The 14,082-nt window shown below is 70.7% G+C and carries 14 protein-coding genes; 6 read left to right on the top strand and 8 right to left on the bottom strand.

Translation table 11 applies throughout. The annotated features are described in order from the left end of the window. Nucleotides 1-24: 24 nt before the first annotated feature. The 3 genes from E5P2_RS25415 to E5P2_RS25405 all read right to left on the bottom strand — a co-directional run bounded on the left by E5P2_RS25415 (nucleotide 25) and on the right by E5P2_RS25405 (nucleotide 4,979). Nucleotides 25-2,223, bottom strand: coding sequence for a hypothetical protein (locus E5P2_RS25415; protein ID WP_162569867.1), 2,199 nt, complete (start codon nucleotides 2,221-2,223; stop codon nucleotides 25-27). Nucleotides 2,224-2,323: 100 nt separating this feature from the next. Continuing rightward, a complete protein-coding gene (locus tag E5P2_RS25410; RefSeq protein WP_162569866.1) occupies nucleotides 2,324-3,985 on the bottom strand; it encodes an FAD-dependent oxidoreductase in 1,662 nt (553 codons plus the stop codon). A gap of 7 nt (nucleotides 3,986-3,992) precedes the next feature. After that, nucleotides 3,993-4,979 (bottom strand): Bug family tripartite tricarboxylate transporter substrate binding protein, encoded by a 987-nt coding sequence (locus E5P2_RS25405; protein WP_162569865.1) that lies wholly within the window; start codon nucleotides 4,977-4,979, stop codon nucleotides 3,993-3,995. 95 nt (nucleotides 4,980-5,074) lie between these two features. Between E5P2_RS25405 and E5P2_RS25400 the strand changes: the two genes are divergently transcribed. Beyond that, complete coding sequence (locus tag E5P2_RS25400) at nucleotides 5,075-5,986, top strand: LysR family transcriptional regulator (RefSeq protein WP_162569864.1); 912 nt, start codon at nucleotides 5,075-5,077, stop codon at nucleotides 5,984-5,986. On the opposite strand, the gene E5P2_RS25395 is transcribed toward E5P2_RS25400, so the two are convergent. Further along, nucleotides 5,987-6,268: a hypothetical protein gene (locus E5P2_RS25395; protein WP_162569863.1), complete on the bottom strand. Its 282-nt coding sequence runs from the start codon at nucleotides 6,266-6,268 to the stop codon at nucleotides 5,987-5,989. Nucleotides 6,269-6,417: 149 nt separating this feature from the next. On the opposite strand from E5P2_RS25395, the gene E5P2_RS25390 reads away from it, so the two are divergent. Further along, complete coding sequence (locus tag E5P2_RS25390; protein ID WP_162569862.1) at nucleotides 6,418-7,038, top strand: response regulator; 621 nt, start codon at nucleotides 6,418-6,420, stop codon at nucleotides 7,036-7,038. Next, nucleotides 7,031-8,863 (top strand): ATP-binding response regulator, encoded by a 1,833-nt coding sequence (locus E5P2_RS25385; protein ID WP_232080846.1) that lies wholly within the window; start codon nucleotides 7,031-7,033, stop codon nucleotides 8,861-8,863. The genes E5P2_RS25390 and E5P2_RS25385 overlap by 8 nt, the downstream gene beginning before the upstream one ends. Before the next feature lie 55 nt (nucleotides 8,864-8,918). Here the strand turns inward: E5P2_RS25385 and E5P2_RS25380 are convergent, their stop codons facing one another. Genes E5P2_RS25380 through E5P2_RS25365 form a run of 4 tightly spaced genes read right to left on the bottom strand, consistent with a single transcriptional unit; the run spans nucleotide 8,919 to nucleotide 12,015 of the window. Beyond that, the gene (locus E5P2_RS25380) at nucleotides 8,919-10,121 is read right to left on the bottom strand and encodes a beta-ketoacyl-[acyl-carrier-protein] synthase family protein (RefSeq protein WP_162569860.1); all 1,203 of its coding nucleotides are present in this window, start codon (nucleotides 10,119-10,121) and stop codon (nucleotides 8,919-8,921) included. Next, nucleotides 10,118-10,357 carry an acyl carrier protein gene (locus tag E5P2_RS25375; RefSeq protein WP_162569859.1) on the bottom strand — a complete coding sequence of 80 codons (240 nt, stop codon included), beginning with the start codon at nucleotides 10,355-10,357 and terminating at the stop codon, nucleotides 10,118-10,120. Before E5P2_RS25375 ends, E5P2_RS25380 begins: the two co-directional genes overlap by 4 nt. Beyond that, nucleotides 10,354-11,055, bottom strand: a complete 702-nt coding sequence (locus E5P2_RS25370) for a phosphatase PAP2 family protein (protein WP_162569858.1) — start codon at nucleotides 11,053-11,055, stop codon at nucleotides 10,354-10,356. The genes E5P2_RS25375 and E5P2_RS25370 overlap by 4 nt, the downstream gene beginning before the upstream one ends. A gap of 33 nt (nucleotides 11,056-11,088) precedes the next feature. Further along, nucleotides 11,089-12,015 carry a LysR substrate-binding domain-containing protein gene (locus E5P2_RS25365; RefSeq protein ID WP_162569857.1) on the bottom strand — a complete coding sequence of 309 codons (927 nt, stop codon included), beginning with the start codon at nucleotides 12,013-12,015 and terminating at the stop codon, nucleotides 11,089-11,091. A 2-nt stretch (nucleotides 12,016-12,017) separates the two neighbouring features. On the opposite strand from E5P2_RS25365, the gene parS reads away from it, so the two are divergent. The 3 genes from parS (at nucleotide 12,018) to E5P2_RS25350 (ending at nucleotide 14,065) form a co-directional block, all read left to right on the top strand. Continuing rightward, a complete protein-coding gene (gene parS, locus E5P2_RS25360; protein ID WP_443083531.1) occupies nucleotides 12,018-12,371 on the top strand; it encodes a type II RES/Xre toxin-antitoxin system antitoxin in 354 nt (117 codons plus the stop codon). Next, nucleotides 12,371-12,823 carry an RES family NAD+ phosphorylase gene (locus tag E5P2_RS25355; protein WP_162569855.1) on the top strand — a complete coding sequence of 151 codons (453 nt, stop codon included), beginning with the start codon at nucleotides 12,371-12,373 and terminating at the stop codon, nucleotides 12,821-12,823. Before parS ends, E5P2_RS25355 begins: the two co-directional genes overlap by 1 nt. Nucleotides 12,824-12,904: 81 nt before the next feature. Further along, on the top strand, nucleotides 12,905-14,065 hold the full coding sequence (locus tag E5P2_RS25350) for an MFS transporter (protein ID WP_162569854.1): 1,161 nt from the start codon (nucleotides 12,905-12,907) through the stop codon (nucleotides 14,063-14,065). Nucleotides 14,066-14,082 lie beyond the last annotated feature (17 nt).

The raw sequence follows: 14,082 nt of genomic DNA, 5'->3' as shown, positions 1-14,082 counted from the left end.
TTGCGTCGCAACGCCTGCGATCTTCTACATCTCCGACAGCCACTTCGACTCGGCGAAAGTCTTGGTGTCGTACAGCTTCTTCAGGCTCGCCGTCGGCACGGGCGTCCTGGCGGCCTTCAGCGAAACCTGCTGGCCCGCATCGCCGCCGCCCTCGGTCCAGGCCGATTGCCAGAGGGTGGCGAGCGTCAGCACGCCATCGGCGATGCAATCCATGGTGCGCTCGCCCAGCTCGGTCCACATCGCCTTGGCCTGTCCCTTGCCGCGGACCCGGTCATAGCAGTCGACGATGTCGGCCGGAGGCAGCTTGGCGATCGTGCGCCGCATCAATTGCACCACCGCATCCGCGGCGGCAGCGGAACCCTTGAAGGCGGCGCGCTTCGGCGCCTTCGCCACCCGCACCGACACGCCGGCCACGAGTTCGGCCGCCGCCTGGTCGAGCATGTCGTCCTCGTAGACCGCGTGCACACCGTCGTCCGATGCATCGCCCGGCAACCCATGGTGCAGGTACGACACGTGCAGTGGCTGGCAGGCGTCGCCGCTGTAGTGCGCGAGCACGCCGGCGGCGCACACGAACTCGTCCAGCGCGCCGCGGTGCACGGCGTCGACCATGATTCCGTACAGCTGGGCCACGCGGAACGGCAGCGCGCCGCGGTTCTCGGCCTTGCGCTTCGGATCGATGCTGCCGTAGAAATCGTTCCACACCTTGGGCGTGCGCGAGGACTTGTCGCTCTTCCAGAGCGAGAGCAGCGTCTTGCCGGCGAAGGGGCCTTTGCCCGGCTCGTCCATGTCGGCGAAGTGGTTGGCCTTGTCCTTGCCGCGCGTGCGGCGCCACACGAGGTCGGGCACGTCGGCCAGCGCGATGAACTTGCTCGTCTGCGTGGCACTCGGCAGCTTGCCGGCCACGATGTCCGCGTCGCTCACGCCGATCGAGCTCGCGTTGGCCTCGAACAGCGCGCGCGCCTTGTCGGAGCGCAGCGCGAAGCAGGCGGCGTACCCGATGTGATAGTGGCCGACCTTGCCCCAGTAGCGGCTCTGGTCGCTCTCCCAGTCGCGGATGAGCTCGACGCGCAGCGACTTGCAGATCGCGCTCAGGCTGGTCGCGAGGGCGAACTCGGTGGATGCGCTGCCCGGGTTCGCGAGGAAGCCCTGGCCGCCCCATTGGACCGCGAGCGGCCGGTATTCGAGCGTGCCGCGGCCGCCGGCGGTGCCGGCCGCGGAGCCGTCGGCGACATGGTCCCAGAACCACATCGATCCGGAGTCGCCGGGCCGGGTCGCGACGCTGCCTTCGGGATGGCGCGGACCGATGAGGAATTCGGCCAGCGAATCGACGCCGCCCATGGTTGCGTGGCGGTAGAAGAGACCCTGCACCGAGCCCTCCACCCGATGGCCGCCCGGCAGCTCGGTGAACACCGGACAGCCGATCAGGTTCAGCGTCATCGTGTCGGTGCTCAGGTCGATCGGCTCGCCCATGCGTCCCACGCCCATGTACTGCGAGGTCCATGCGGCGACGTTGTCCAGCTTCACCAGCGACGCATCGACCGTCAGGCGTGCGTCCCGGCCGGCGAAGCCCGGATAGAGATCGGACAGCGACGGCGCGTCGCGCGCGCCGAGCCGCGTCTGGCCCAGGTCGACGCGCCGGCCGCGCGGCAGCGCGAACACCGGGCCTTCCGCGCCGCTGGCGAGATGGCGGCTGATCAGTGCGTAGGCGCAGGCGCCATCGCTGACCACGGCGCTCGCCACGCCGAGGCGGGTGAAGCCCTGGTCCTGGGAATACACCTGGAAGCCCGGCCCGACCCGATGGGCGGCGAAGACCACCGTCTCCGCTGCCGGCAGGTTGGCGACGCGGCGCTCCACCAGCACCACGCAGGTCCGCACCTGCCGGCCGTCGGGGAGATAGAGGATCGGCGGCACCGTGAGGTCCGGATGCCTGGCCAGCGTGTCCGGGTCGACCCACTCGGACACGAACACCAGCACCGACGGCCACGACCACGGGCGGATGTCGCTGCCGCGCAGCGTCCGCGGTCCGAGCGCCTTGTCAGGCGCTGCCGTGTTCAGCGAGGCGTCGTCGATGTTGCGGTCGTTCAGGCGGATCCGGTAGCGGCCGACCGCGGTGCCGGTGACGGTCGGCAGATTGGCCAGGTGCACGTGGTAATGATCGCGGGCATCCAGCAGATCCTGCAGACTCAGCGAGCCGAAGTCGGCCTTGCGGACGAAGCGAATCATGACAATCCTCCTGAGTGCGCGAGGATGGCATGCCTTGGCCTTCGCCGTCATCATGGCGAGCCGGCCTATGGCCGAAGGGGTAGCGCCGCCGTTCGCCGCCTCAGGCGCCGGCCGGCGCCATTCCTCGCATCCGTGCCACCAGCGCCGCCACGTCGGCCGGAAGCCCGTCGCCACGCCATGCCACGTGCTGGTCCGCGCGGCACAGCACGAGGCGATGCCGGTACGCCGTGGGTACCTCGGGCGCATCGACATCGACCAGCGCGACCGGCATGCCGCACTGCTGCGCGGCCTGTTCCAGCGCCGCGACCTGCGTGCGGCGATCGAAGCGCAGCAGCGTGTAGCCGGGCCCGAAGGCGTCGTAGAGCGAACGGCCGTCGGCCAGCCAGAAGTGCGGCGCGCGGCAGCCCGGCACCGTCGACGGCGTGAAGCCGCCCATCGAATAGGCCGGCGGCGCCTCGCCGTCTGCCTCGATGATCGGCGAGCCGGTGTAGAAGTAGCCGAAGTTGAGGCCGCCGCAGCAGAACTGCTGCACGTTGAGTTCGTAGGCCTCGCGGCCGATCTCGGCGCGCAGCGCGTCGCCCTCGGCACCGGGCGCCTCGATGTTCTGCGGCACGGCGCGGCGGGCGCGGATCATCTTCTGCGCATGGTCCATCGCGAACTGCGAGACCTGCTCGGTGATCGGCTGGCGCTCGGCCTCGTAGGCATCGAGGATGCGCTCGTCGGCCCAGCCCTGCACGCGGGCCGCGAGCAGCCACGAGAGGTTGATCGCATCGGCGATGCCCGCGTTCATGCCGTAGCCCGCATACGGCACCCACAGGTGCGCCGCATCGCCGGCGAGGAAGACGCGGCCGTTGCGAAAGCGGTCGGCGACCAGGCGGCGGCCGACCCAGTCTTCCTTGCTGATCACCTCGTACGCGAAGTCGGGCCCGACGCCGAGGATCTCGCGGATCGAGCGGTCGCGGTCGACCGAGTCGAACTCGGGCTCGTCGGGATTCAGGTGGTTGTGCACCAGCCAGGTCTGGTGGCCGTCGATCGCGAACATCGTGCCGCAGCGGCGCGGGTTGACCGCGTAGTACGACCAGGCCGGCCTGCCGGGAATCATCGCGCGCAGCTGCGGCGCGCGGATGTAGGTCGACTGCACGCGCTGGATCACGGCCGTGCCCTCGAGCCTGGCGCCGATCTGCTTGCGCACGCCCGAGGCGCCGCCGTCGCAGCCCACCATGTAGCGCGCGCGGATGCGGCGCGTGGTGCCGGCATCGAGATCGGCCGCGGTCGCGAGCACGCCGTCGTCGTCCTGCGTGAAGTCCGTGACCTGCGTGCGGTTGAGCAGCGTCACGCCCGGCAGCGCGGCCGTGTGCTCGAGCAGCACCGGCTCGAGAAAGATCTGGTTGATGCGGTGCGGCGGCTCGGGCGTCGGCCACCAGGCGTCGGGGCCTTGGGTTTCGGTGTAGCGGTCGCGCCGGCACGGGATCGGGATGCGCGTGAGCTCGATGCCGGTCACGGCGGTGCGGAACACGACGTCGTTCGGATGGTCCGCCGGCAGCCCGGTGTCGCGCAGCTTCTGCGCCACGCCGAGGCGGCGGAACACTTCCATCGTGCGCGCCGCCACGTGGTTGCACTTCACGTTCGGCGGCTCGGCGTAGCGGCGGATCTCGGCGATCACCACCTGCACGCCGCGCGAGGCCAGGTCCATCGCGAGCGTGAGGCCCACGGGGCCGCCGCCGACGATCAGCACGTCGGTCTTCAGTTCTTCGTTGGTCATCGGGGGTTCAGTCGAGCTTGATGTGGGCGGTCTGGATGACCTTGCGCCACTTCGTCGTTTCGGAGCGGATGTAGTTGCCGAAAGCCTCGGGCGTGTCCGGCGCGGGCTCGACGCCGAGGTTGCGCATCGTGGTCTTGATCTGCTCGTCGTTGAGCGCGGCGACGATGGCCGCGTTGAGCCGTGTCACGACCGCCGGCGGCGTGTCGGCGGGCGCCACCACGCCGAACCAGCCGGTCGAGTCGTAGCCCGGCAGTCCGGCCTCGGCCACGGTCGGCACGTCGGGCAGCATCGGCAGCCGCTCCGGGCTGGTGACCGCATAGGCGATCAGCTTGCCGCTCTTGATCTGCTGCAGCGAGGACGGCAGATCGACCACCGCGAGCGGGATCTGGCCGCCCATCGCATCGAGCGCTGCCGGGCCGGAGCCGCGGTAGGGCACTTCGGTCAGCTTCACGTTGGCCATCTGGCCGAAGAGCGCCGCCGACAGATGCATCGCCGTGCCGTTGCCGCCATGGCCGATCGCGAGCTTGCCCGGCTGGGCGCGTGCCATCTCGATCAGCGCGTGAAGATCCTTCGCGCCGAGCGACGGATGGCCGACGATCACGAACGGAATCGCGGCCAGCATGCCGACCGGCTTGAAGTCCTTGATCGGATCGAAAGGCATCTGGGCATAGAGGCTGATGTTGGCCGACAGCGCGCCGGCCGCGCCGACCCCGACCGTGTAGCCGTCGCCCGCCGCCTTGGCGACCAGCGCGAGGCCGACGTTGCCGCCGGCGCCGGGCCGGTTGTCGACCACCACCGGCTGCCCGAGCGATGCGTTGAGCCTGGGCACCAGCATGCGCACCACCGCATCGGCGCTGCCGCCGGGCGGGAAGGTGACGACCATGCGGATCGGCTTGTCGGGAAAGGCCGCGGCCTGCGTCTGCGCGGATGCGGGGCCTGCCAGCAGCGCGCAGCCGGCGGCGATCAGGCCCAGGGCGCGGGCAAGTTTCTTCATCGAGGGTCCTTCGGTTTTGTCTCCAGCCGCGCATTGGACGACAAGGCCATTCATTCGTAAATCAATAAATTCCGAATGAAATATGATGTTTTCTGATGAGTCCCAAATTCAGCCCGACGATCAAGCAGCTGCGCGCCTTCCTTGCCGTGCACCAGTTGCGCAAGCTCGGCGCCGCGGCCGAGAAGCTCTATGTCACGCAGTCGGCGGTGAGCATGCTGATCCGCCAGCTCGAGGACGGCCTGGGCGCGCGGCTGTTCGACCGCACCACGCGCTCGCTGCAGCCCACGGCCGCGGCGGCGGAGATGCTGGCCACGGCCGAGCGCATCCTGCGCGACGTCGACTCGCTGAGCGCCGGCTTTCGCGAACTGTCGACGCTGCAGCGCGGCCGCGTCTGCCTGGCGATCACGCCGACCCTGGCCTCGTTCCTGATGCCGACCGCCATCCGGCGCTTCGGCCAGGCGCATCCGCAGGTGCGCGTGGTGGTGGACGACTGCGCGCCCGACCAGTTCGTCTCGCGCATCATCGGCGAGCACGTCGACTTCGGCATCGGCACGCCCGAGCGGCCGGGCGCCGAGGTCGAGACCCAGACCCTGCTGCGCGACCACCTGGCGCTGGTGTGCACGCGCGACCATCCGCTGGCGGCGACGGCGAAGAAGGCGGTGCGCTGGACCGACCTGGCCGGCCATCCGGTGATCACCGTGCGGCCCGGCTACGGCATCCGTCCGCTGATCGACGGCACCGCGGCGGGCGCGGGCGTGGTGCTCGAGATCGTCAACGAAGTGTCTTTCCTGTCGACCGCGCTGTGGATGACGGCGTGCGGCATGGGGCCGTCGATCATGCCCTCGGCCTTCGCCAGGGCCGCGGGCGATCCGGCGCTGGTCATCCGGCCCATCACCGCGCCGCGCGTGTCGCGCGACATTTCGGTCGTGACCAAGCGCGGGCGCTCGCTGTCGGCCGCGAGCCAGAGCTTCATCGACGCGCTGCGGCGCGCGCTGAAAGAGGGTTGATCAGGCCGAGGCCGGCTGGAAGTGCTGCTGGATGCGCCGGGCCACGGCCTTCGGTTCGCGGCGCAGGGCGTCGGTGGTGCAGGCGCCGATGAACATGCCTTCGAGTTTGAGATCGACGCGCGCGAAGTAGTGATCGAGCGAGGCGCCGGCGTCGAACAGGCAGCGCGCCAGCGAATCGAAGGTTCCGCTCTTGCCGGACTCCTGCGTCTCCGAGCCGAGGGCGCTGATGCGGTAGGCGTAGCCATCCGATCCGATGCGGTGGATTTCGATCAAGGGCTTCATGCGGCGGGCAAAGAGGAGGGTATTCGTGAAATTGTTGGCCGCCCGATGGTCGCCCTCGCGCCGCGGCGAGTAAATAGTCCATTTGGACCGGATGAAGACCCGGCGGACTGACGCAGAATGACCGCGCCTTCGACCATCGCAACGCCTTCATGCTGCCGCCCAGAATCCTTCTCATCGACGACCATGCGCTGTTCCGCTGCGGACTGCGCATGGTGCTGGCCGCAGGCATTGCGGACCTGGAGACGGCGGAAGCGGCCTCGCTCGACGAGGCCATGCGCTCGCCGATCGAGAACCCGTCGCTGGTGCTGCTGGACATCCAGCTGCAGGGCCTCAACGGCCTGGAAGGCATCGCGCTGGTCAAGCGCAAGTGGCCGCAGGCGCTGATCATCATCCTCTCTTCCGACATTGCCCACAAGAACGTCCGCCTCGCGATGGAGCGCGGCGCGGCCGCCTTCGTGTCCAAGGCCGAGCCGGCGGACCGGATCCTCGGCGTCATCGATCAGCTGCGAAAGGGCCTGCCGATCGCCTCCGCGTCGACCGCGCTCGCACCGCCGGGCGAAGGCGACGACGCGCGGCAGCGCCTGACACCGCGCCAGAGCGAGGTGCTCGACCTGGTGTGCCAGGGGCTCCCGAACAAGGTGATCGGCCGGCGGCTCAATCTCTCGGAGAACACGGTGCGCGGCCATGTGCAGGCGGTGCTGTCGGCGCTGCAGGTGTCGAGCCGGTCGGAGGCGGGTTTCGCTGCGCGCCGCAGGGGGCTGGTTGACTGATCCATTGCGGCTCGCCGACGGACGCACGCTGGTCGAGCAGTTGCGGCTGCAGCTGGGCAACGTGGGCAGCTCGGTCGTTCCGTCGATCCTGCTCGCGCTGCTGCTGGTGGGGATCCTGTCCAACGACGGCAACCAGCTCGCGCTGCGGGCATGGTGCGGGGCCGTGATCCTGATCAAGCTCTACTGCGCCCGCGACGCGCGGCGCCTGCTGGCCTCGGTCATCGCGCAGGAGCGCGCACGCGCGCTGGTCTGGCGGCAGATCGTGTTGAACGCCGTCGATGCCGCGGCCTGGGGCGCGCTGGCCTGGGCCACGCTGGACACGACCACCGTCGCCGGCAGCATCCTGGTGGTCGCCGTGCTGGCGGGCATCGCGGGGAGTTCGATGTCCTCGCTGGCGCCGGTGCTGCCCGTGTTCGTCGTCTTCGGCGCCGTCGAGCTGATCGTGCTGGCGTCCAAGCTGTGGCTGCTCGGCGACCGCGCCTACAACGCGCTGGGGGTGGCTGGCCTCCTGTACGTGGCCACGCTGCTGGGGCAGGCACGCAACAGTTCGCGTGCGGCGCGCGCGGCGATCGCGCTGCGCTTCGAGAACCTCGAGCTGATCGAGCGCCTGCGCGTCGAGACCGAGCATGCCCAGGCCGCGCATCGCGCGGCCGACGAGGCCAACCTCGCCAAGTCCCGCTTCCTCGCCGCGGCCAGTCACGACCTGCGCCAGCCGATCCATGCGCAGGGCCTGTTCCTCGAGGTGCTGGCGCGCAGCAAGCTGTCGGCCAGCCAGTACGACGCGCTGGCCAACGCGCGCGCCACCTGGCAGGCCTCGGCCGAGATGCTCGACACGCTGCTCGATTTCTCGCGCATCGAGGCCGGCGTGGTCGAGCCGCAGATGCAGACCTTCCCGCTGCAGCCGCTGCTCAACAGGATCGAGAACGAGCTGGCGCCGCAGGCCGATGCCAAGGGCATCGTCTACCGCTCGCGCGAAACGCCGGTGGTCGTGCGCTCGGACCCGGCGCTGGTGGCGCTGATCCTGCGCAACCTGGTGTCGAACGCGATCCGCTACACCGAGCAGGGCGGCGTGCTGGTGGCCTGCCGCGCGCGCGGCAGCGAGGTGCTGCTGGAAGTGTGGGACACCGGCATCGGCATCGAGCCGACGCAGCACCAGGACATCTTTCGCGAGTTCCACCAGCTCGGCAATGCGGAGCGCGATCGCCGCAAGGGTCTCGGCCTCGGCCTGGCCATCGCGCAGGGCCTGGCGCGCGCGCTCGGGCACACGCTGTCGCTGGCGTCCACGCCGGGGCGCGGCAGCGTCTTCCGGCTCGGCCTGCCGGTCGCCCAGCAGGCCGCGGCGGACGGCACGCTCGGCATCGCACCAAGCCACGCACGCGTCTTCGACGTGCGGGTGCTGGTGATCGACGACGACGAGACCGTGCGCGCCGGCATGCGCCAGCTGTTGAACGCCTGGGGCTGCGAATGCGACGTGGCCGATTCCATCGAGGAGGCGCAGACCCTGGCGCGCGCCCATCCGCCGGGCCTGGTCATCAGCGACTACCGGCTGCGCGAGCTGCGCACCGGCGCCGAGGCCATCGCCCTGCTGCGCGAGGAATTCGGCGCCGAGCTGCCAGCGCTCCTGATCACCGGCGACACCGCGCCGCAGCGGCTGCGCGAAGCCCGCGCCAGCGGCGTGCCGCTCTTGCACAAGCCGGTCTCGCCGAGCCAGCTGCACCACGGCCTCCTGTGCGTGCTGAACGCGGTCGAGATGGATTCGGCCTTCGCGCTGCTCGATGCGGCGCCGGGCACGGCGCTCGCCGAACGGCGGCGGGCCAACGGATGACGAGCGCGGCGAGATGATCCATCCGCCGAAGGCCGTGCCGGCCTGGGCGTGATGCTCAGGCGCGCCGGAACAGCAGCACCGAGTTCGTCCCGCCGAAGGCGAAGGAATTGCTGATTGCGGCCTCGAGCTGCGGCGCGGCGGTTTCGGTGTCCCGCACCAGGTTCAGGCTGCAGGCCGGATCGATCGTTTCGCAGTGCGCGTTCGGCGGCAGCCGGCGCTGGTGCAGCGCGAGCACGGTGATCAGCGCTTCGAGCGCGCCGGCGGCGCCGAGCAGATGGCCGTGCAGCGCCTTGGTCGAACTCACGCGCAGCCGGTCGAGGTCCTCGCCCCAGACCGCGGCCAGCGCGTCGCGCTCGACCACGTCGCCGATGCGCGTGGCGGTGCCGTGCGCGTTGCAGTAGCCGACGTCGGCCGGCTGCAGGCCGGCGCTGCGCAGGGCCGCGCGCAGCGCGCGGCCCTGGCCCTGGGCGTCGGGCTTGGTCAGGTGCACCGCATCGCAGCTGTGGCCCCAGCCGGCCAGCGTGGCATAGATGCGCGCGCCGCGCCGCCGTGCGCGCTCGGCCGATTCGAGGATCAGGAAGGCGGCGCCCTCGCCGAGCGCGAAGCCGCTGCGGTCGGTGGCGAAGGGCTTCACCGCGCTCGCCTCTTCGCCGGGCGCGAAGCCGGCCAGCGTCTGCATCGCCTGCCAGGCCAGCACCACGCCGGGCACGATCAGCGCCTCGCTGCCGCCGGCGATCGCGAGATCGACATCGCCGCATTGCACCGCCTTGGCCGCCTCGGCGATGGCCACGGCCGACGATGCGCAGGCGACCGAATAGGTCAGCACGGGACCCTGCACGCCGTGGCGCATCGCGACGTGCGAGGCCGGCGCGCTGGGCATGAAGGCGGGGATGGTGAGTGGCGGCACGCGCGGTCCGCCGCGGTAGGCCGTTTCGAGGGCGGACGCGCCGCCCATGCCGCAGCCCGCGTAGATGCCGATGCGTTCGGGATCGACATCGCCTTGCGCGCCCGCATCGCGCATCGCCAGGTCGGCGGCGGCCACCGCCAGCTGGCTGACGCGGTCGACGCCGGCGAGCTGCAGCTTGGTGAACCAGCCGGCGGGGTCGAAGGGCGCGGCCGCGGCGGCGGCGGGCTTGGGGAGTTCGGGCAGGATCGGCTTGACCGCCGATTCGCCGCGCATCAGCGCCGCGAACAGCGCGGCCGGGTCATCGCCATGCGGCGCCATCACGCCCAGCCCGGTGACGGCGACCTGGTTCACGTCGTTTGCGCCGCCTTGACCTTGTCGACCACGGCCGCCAGCTGGGCCAGCGTGTCGATGTTCGGGTCGTCATCGGGCATCGTGATGCCGAAATGGTCTTCGATCGCGAACACGAATTCGACCAGGGAGAGCGAGTCGAAGCCTTTTTCTCGCATGGAGGCATCGGGATCCAGCGCCGAGGCCTCGATGCCGTACTTCTCGTGGATCAGATCCTGTAATTCTTTGAGCGAACTCATGGTCTGATGATATCCGTTGCAATCCGCCGCGCTGGTGTGCGCCGCCCTGCAGGCCGCCAGCGCAGCGAGGCCAGCGCGAAGGCGAGGCCGAGCAGCGCGCCGGCGGCCGCGTCCAGCACCACGTGCTGCTTGACCGCCAGCGTCGAATAGGCGATGGCCACGAACCAGGCCGCGTTGAGCAGCCGCAGCACGGCCGGCGTGCGCGCCTCGCGCAGCACCTGCTCGATGCGCAGGGCGGTGAAGATGGCGGCCGCCACGTGCATCGACGGGCAGGCGTTGCCCGCCGCGTCCACCCCCTGCAGCATCGCGAAGCCGGGGAAGCCCGAGGCGTCCAGGTCGAGCGGCGGGATCTGCGTCGGCCAGACATAGAAGAGGCCGAGCCCCGTGAGGCACAGTGCGCCGACCCAGAGGCCGTAGACGACCAGCTCCTGGAAAGTCAGCTGCAGCCCGGGCGCGATGCCGATGTACACCCAGAGCGAGAAGTAGGCGAAGAGCAGCTGCGGCTGGAACGGGATCAGGTGGTCGAGCGCGGTCAGCGGCATCACCGTGACCGCATGGACCGGATGGCGCAGCAGCTGGAAGTAGGCGATGAAGAAGAGCCAGGTGAAGACGGTGGTGCCGATCAGCTTCAGTGCGAAGTGGCGCCGGATCCGCAGCCAGATCTCGGCGGTCCATGGCTGCAGGGGGGAGGGCGCCATGGGAAGCTCGATCGGCGAACGCATGCGGCGATGTTAATGGGCGGCCGATGCCGGCGCAGGCCCGCCGAGCGGCAGCGGATCGGCGCGCCGCGCGTTCTCCAGCCATTCGGCGAAGAAGGCCGCTTCGGGCGCTGCGCCCGGCGCGAGTCCGTAGTAGTAGCGCGGCAGCGGCATGCGCATCTCCGGCAGCGGTGACTGCAGGCGGCCGAAGGCGAGATCGTGGGCCACCAGCGAAGTCGGCCCCATCGCCACGCCGAGGCCGTCGATCGCGGCTTGCAGCACGAGGTGCAGGTGGTCGAACTGCAGCCGGCCCGCCGGCTTCAGGCGCGCGATGCCGAACTGCCGCTTCCAGTCGTCCCAGTCCTGCCGGCGCGTGCGGGCCGACAGCAGCACGTGCGCCGCGAGTCCGCGCGGCGCGTCGACCGGCAGCATCCTGAACAGCGAAGGCGCACCGACCACCCGCACTTCGTCCTCGAGAAAGGGCCGCACCTCGATCGCGCGCGGCCAGCCCTCCAGGCCGCGCCGGATCGCGACGTCGAAGCCCTCGGGGACGTCGGCGGGCAGCTCGGTGCTGGTCACGATCTGCGGTTCGATGCCCGGGTACTGTTCGACGAAGGCCGGCAGCCGCGGGATCAGCCAGCGCACCGCGAAGGACGGCCGCACGCTGATGCGCACGGCGCGCGACGGTGCCCGCGCCATCAGCGCGAGCGCCGCGGCGCCGATCTGCGCCAGCCCGGCGGCCGCCTCGGCATAGAAGCGCTGGCCCTCGGCGGTGAGCGTCACCTGGCGCACGCGGCGCTCGAACAGCGCCACGCCCAGGTGCGCTTCGAGTCCCTTGATCTGGCGGCTCACGGCGCTGTGCGTCACATGCAGTTCGGCGGCCGCGCGCGTGAAGCTCTGCCGGCGCGCTGCCGCCACGAAGGCCCGCACGGCATTGAGGGGCGGCAGGCGGGCGGGCATGCGTGCGATTTTTGCACGCGTCCAGGGGGCATCGGCGGCACCTCATCCGTTCATGGTCGCAGTCTGCGCATATGGCGCAGGATCGTTGCCATATGGCGATTCCGGCACGGACCTTCCATCGCCGGCAGCAGAAGGCCGAAACGCTGTCCGCCACCGAGACGGACCGGGTCCTGCGGATCGCGCGCGTCGCGAGCCACGCGATGCAGGTCTTCGGCAGCGAAGAAAAGGCCCGGCGCTGGCTGTCCAGGGACAACCGGATGCTCGGCGCGACACCGCTGCAGATGCTCTCCACCGATGCCGGCGCGCACGAAGTCGAAGCCGAGCTGAACCGCATCGAGTTCGGCGACTTCGCCTGATGCGGGTCTACCGGATCAGCAAGGCCGTCCATGTCGCGACCGCCCTGTCGGGCCAGGGCGCGGCACTGTATGCGGGGCGATGGAAATCCAGGGGCGTGCGTCTGGCGTACATGGCGGGCTCGGCCGCCCTTGCCATGCTCGAGTTGCTGGTCCACGTCGACAAGGAAGATGCGCCCACGGGCCTGCGGCTGCTTTCCTACGAGCTGCCCGACGACGCCGTGCAGCCGCTGCACGCGCTGCCGCCGGGATGGAGCGCGCTGCCCTATTCACCTGCGGTACAGGCGGTGGGTGATCGCTGGATCGCCTCGGGCCGTTCGCTGGCCTTGCGCGTGCCGAGCGCCGTGGCGCGGCACGAGAGCAACGTGCTCGTCAATCCCGGTCACGCGCGCTTCGCGGAGATTGCGTTGGTCGCCGATGAAACATTGACGCTGGACGCGCGCCTGTTCGCATAGCGCGGAGCTGCCATGCGTGCGCTTTCCGCACGCATGACGCGCGTTAATGTCATTTGTCGATACCCGCCCCGCGCGCGCACGATGCAGGCCATGTCCTTGTCTCCCTCCTCTTCCTCGATGCCGCCGGCCGACGCCGCGTCCCGCCGCGCCGCCATCGCGCTGGGACTGTCCTTGCCCGGCGATACGGTGCTCTACCTGCTGCTGCCGATGTTTGCCGACGTTTTCGGCGTGACGCTGGCCGAGGCCGGCATGCTGCTGGCCGCCAACCGGCTGGTGCGCATCGCGGGCTATGGCTGGGTGGCACGCTTCTACGCCCGGCACGGCGACCGGCCGACCTGCACGCTGGCCGTGGTGGCCGCGGCGATCTGCGGGCTGGGCTATGCGACGCTGTCGGGCTTCTGGGCGCTGCTGCCGTTGCGGCTGCTGTGGGGCCTCTCGTTCGCGGCACTCAACCTGGCCACGCAGGCGCTCGCGACCGCCGAGCCTGCGGGCGCGGCGCGGCGCTCGGGCCGCTCGCGCGCCTTCGTCGCCATGGGGCCGGTGGTGGCGCTGCCCGCGGGCGCCTTGCTGGCGCAGGCGGCGGGACCGCGGCCGATCTTCCTGCTGCTGGCGGTTTGCGCGCTGATGGCGCTCGTCGTCACGCGGCGTCTGCCGGCTGTGCCGCATCCGGTGCCGGCGACCAGGAGAAAACTGAAGTGGCCCAACGCGCTCGATGCCTGGTCCTTCATGGAAGGCTTCACGCTCGATGGCCTGTTCATCATCGGCCTGTCCTTCCTCGGCAAGGATCTGCTGCCGGGCGGCGCGGTGGTGGTCGCCGGCGTGCTGCTGGCGCTGCGCTACCTGGCCGAGATCGTGCTGAGTCCCGTGGGCGGCCATCTCGCCGAACGCTGGGGCGCCGAGCGGCTGCTGGTGCTGCTGTCGCTGGCCACTGCCGCCGCGCTGCTCGGGTTCGGCGCCGGCTGGCTGTGGAGCTGCGCCGCCGTCATCGTGGTGTTGCGCGCGCTGCAGTTGCCGTTGCTGCCGCCGATCGTGGCGCACCGCCATCCGGGCCCCGGCCGCGTGCAGGCGCTGGCCGCGCGTTCGGTCTGGCGCGACATCGGCGCGGGCACCGGGCCGATGGTCGCCGGGCTGCTGCTGCCGCTGCTGCCGTCGGCGTGGATCTACGGCGTCGCGGCGCTGCTGCTGGCGCTCGCTGCGCTGGCCTGCGGGCGCGGCGTGGTGCCATCGCTGGCCGCGCGCTGAAACGCTCGGCGGCTGCG

The organism is Variovorax sp. SRS16 (genome assembly GCF_901827165.1).
Classification (GTDB): Bacteria; Pseudomonadota; Gammaproteobacteria; order Burkholderiales; family Burkholderiaceae_C; genus Variovorax.
Note: the sequence above shows the minus strand (reverse complement) of the source record. Positions and strands in the feature narration are given on the sequence as shown.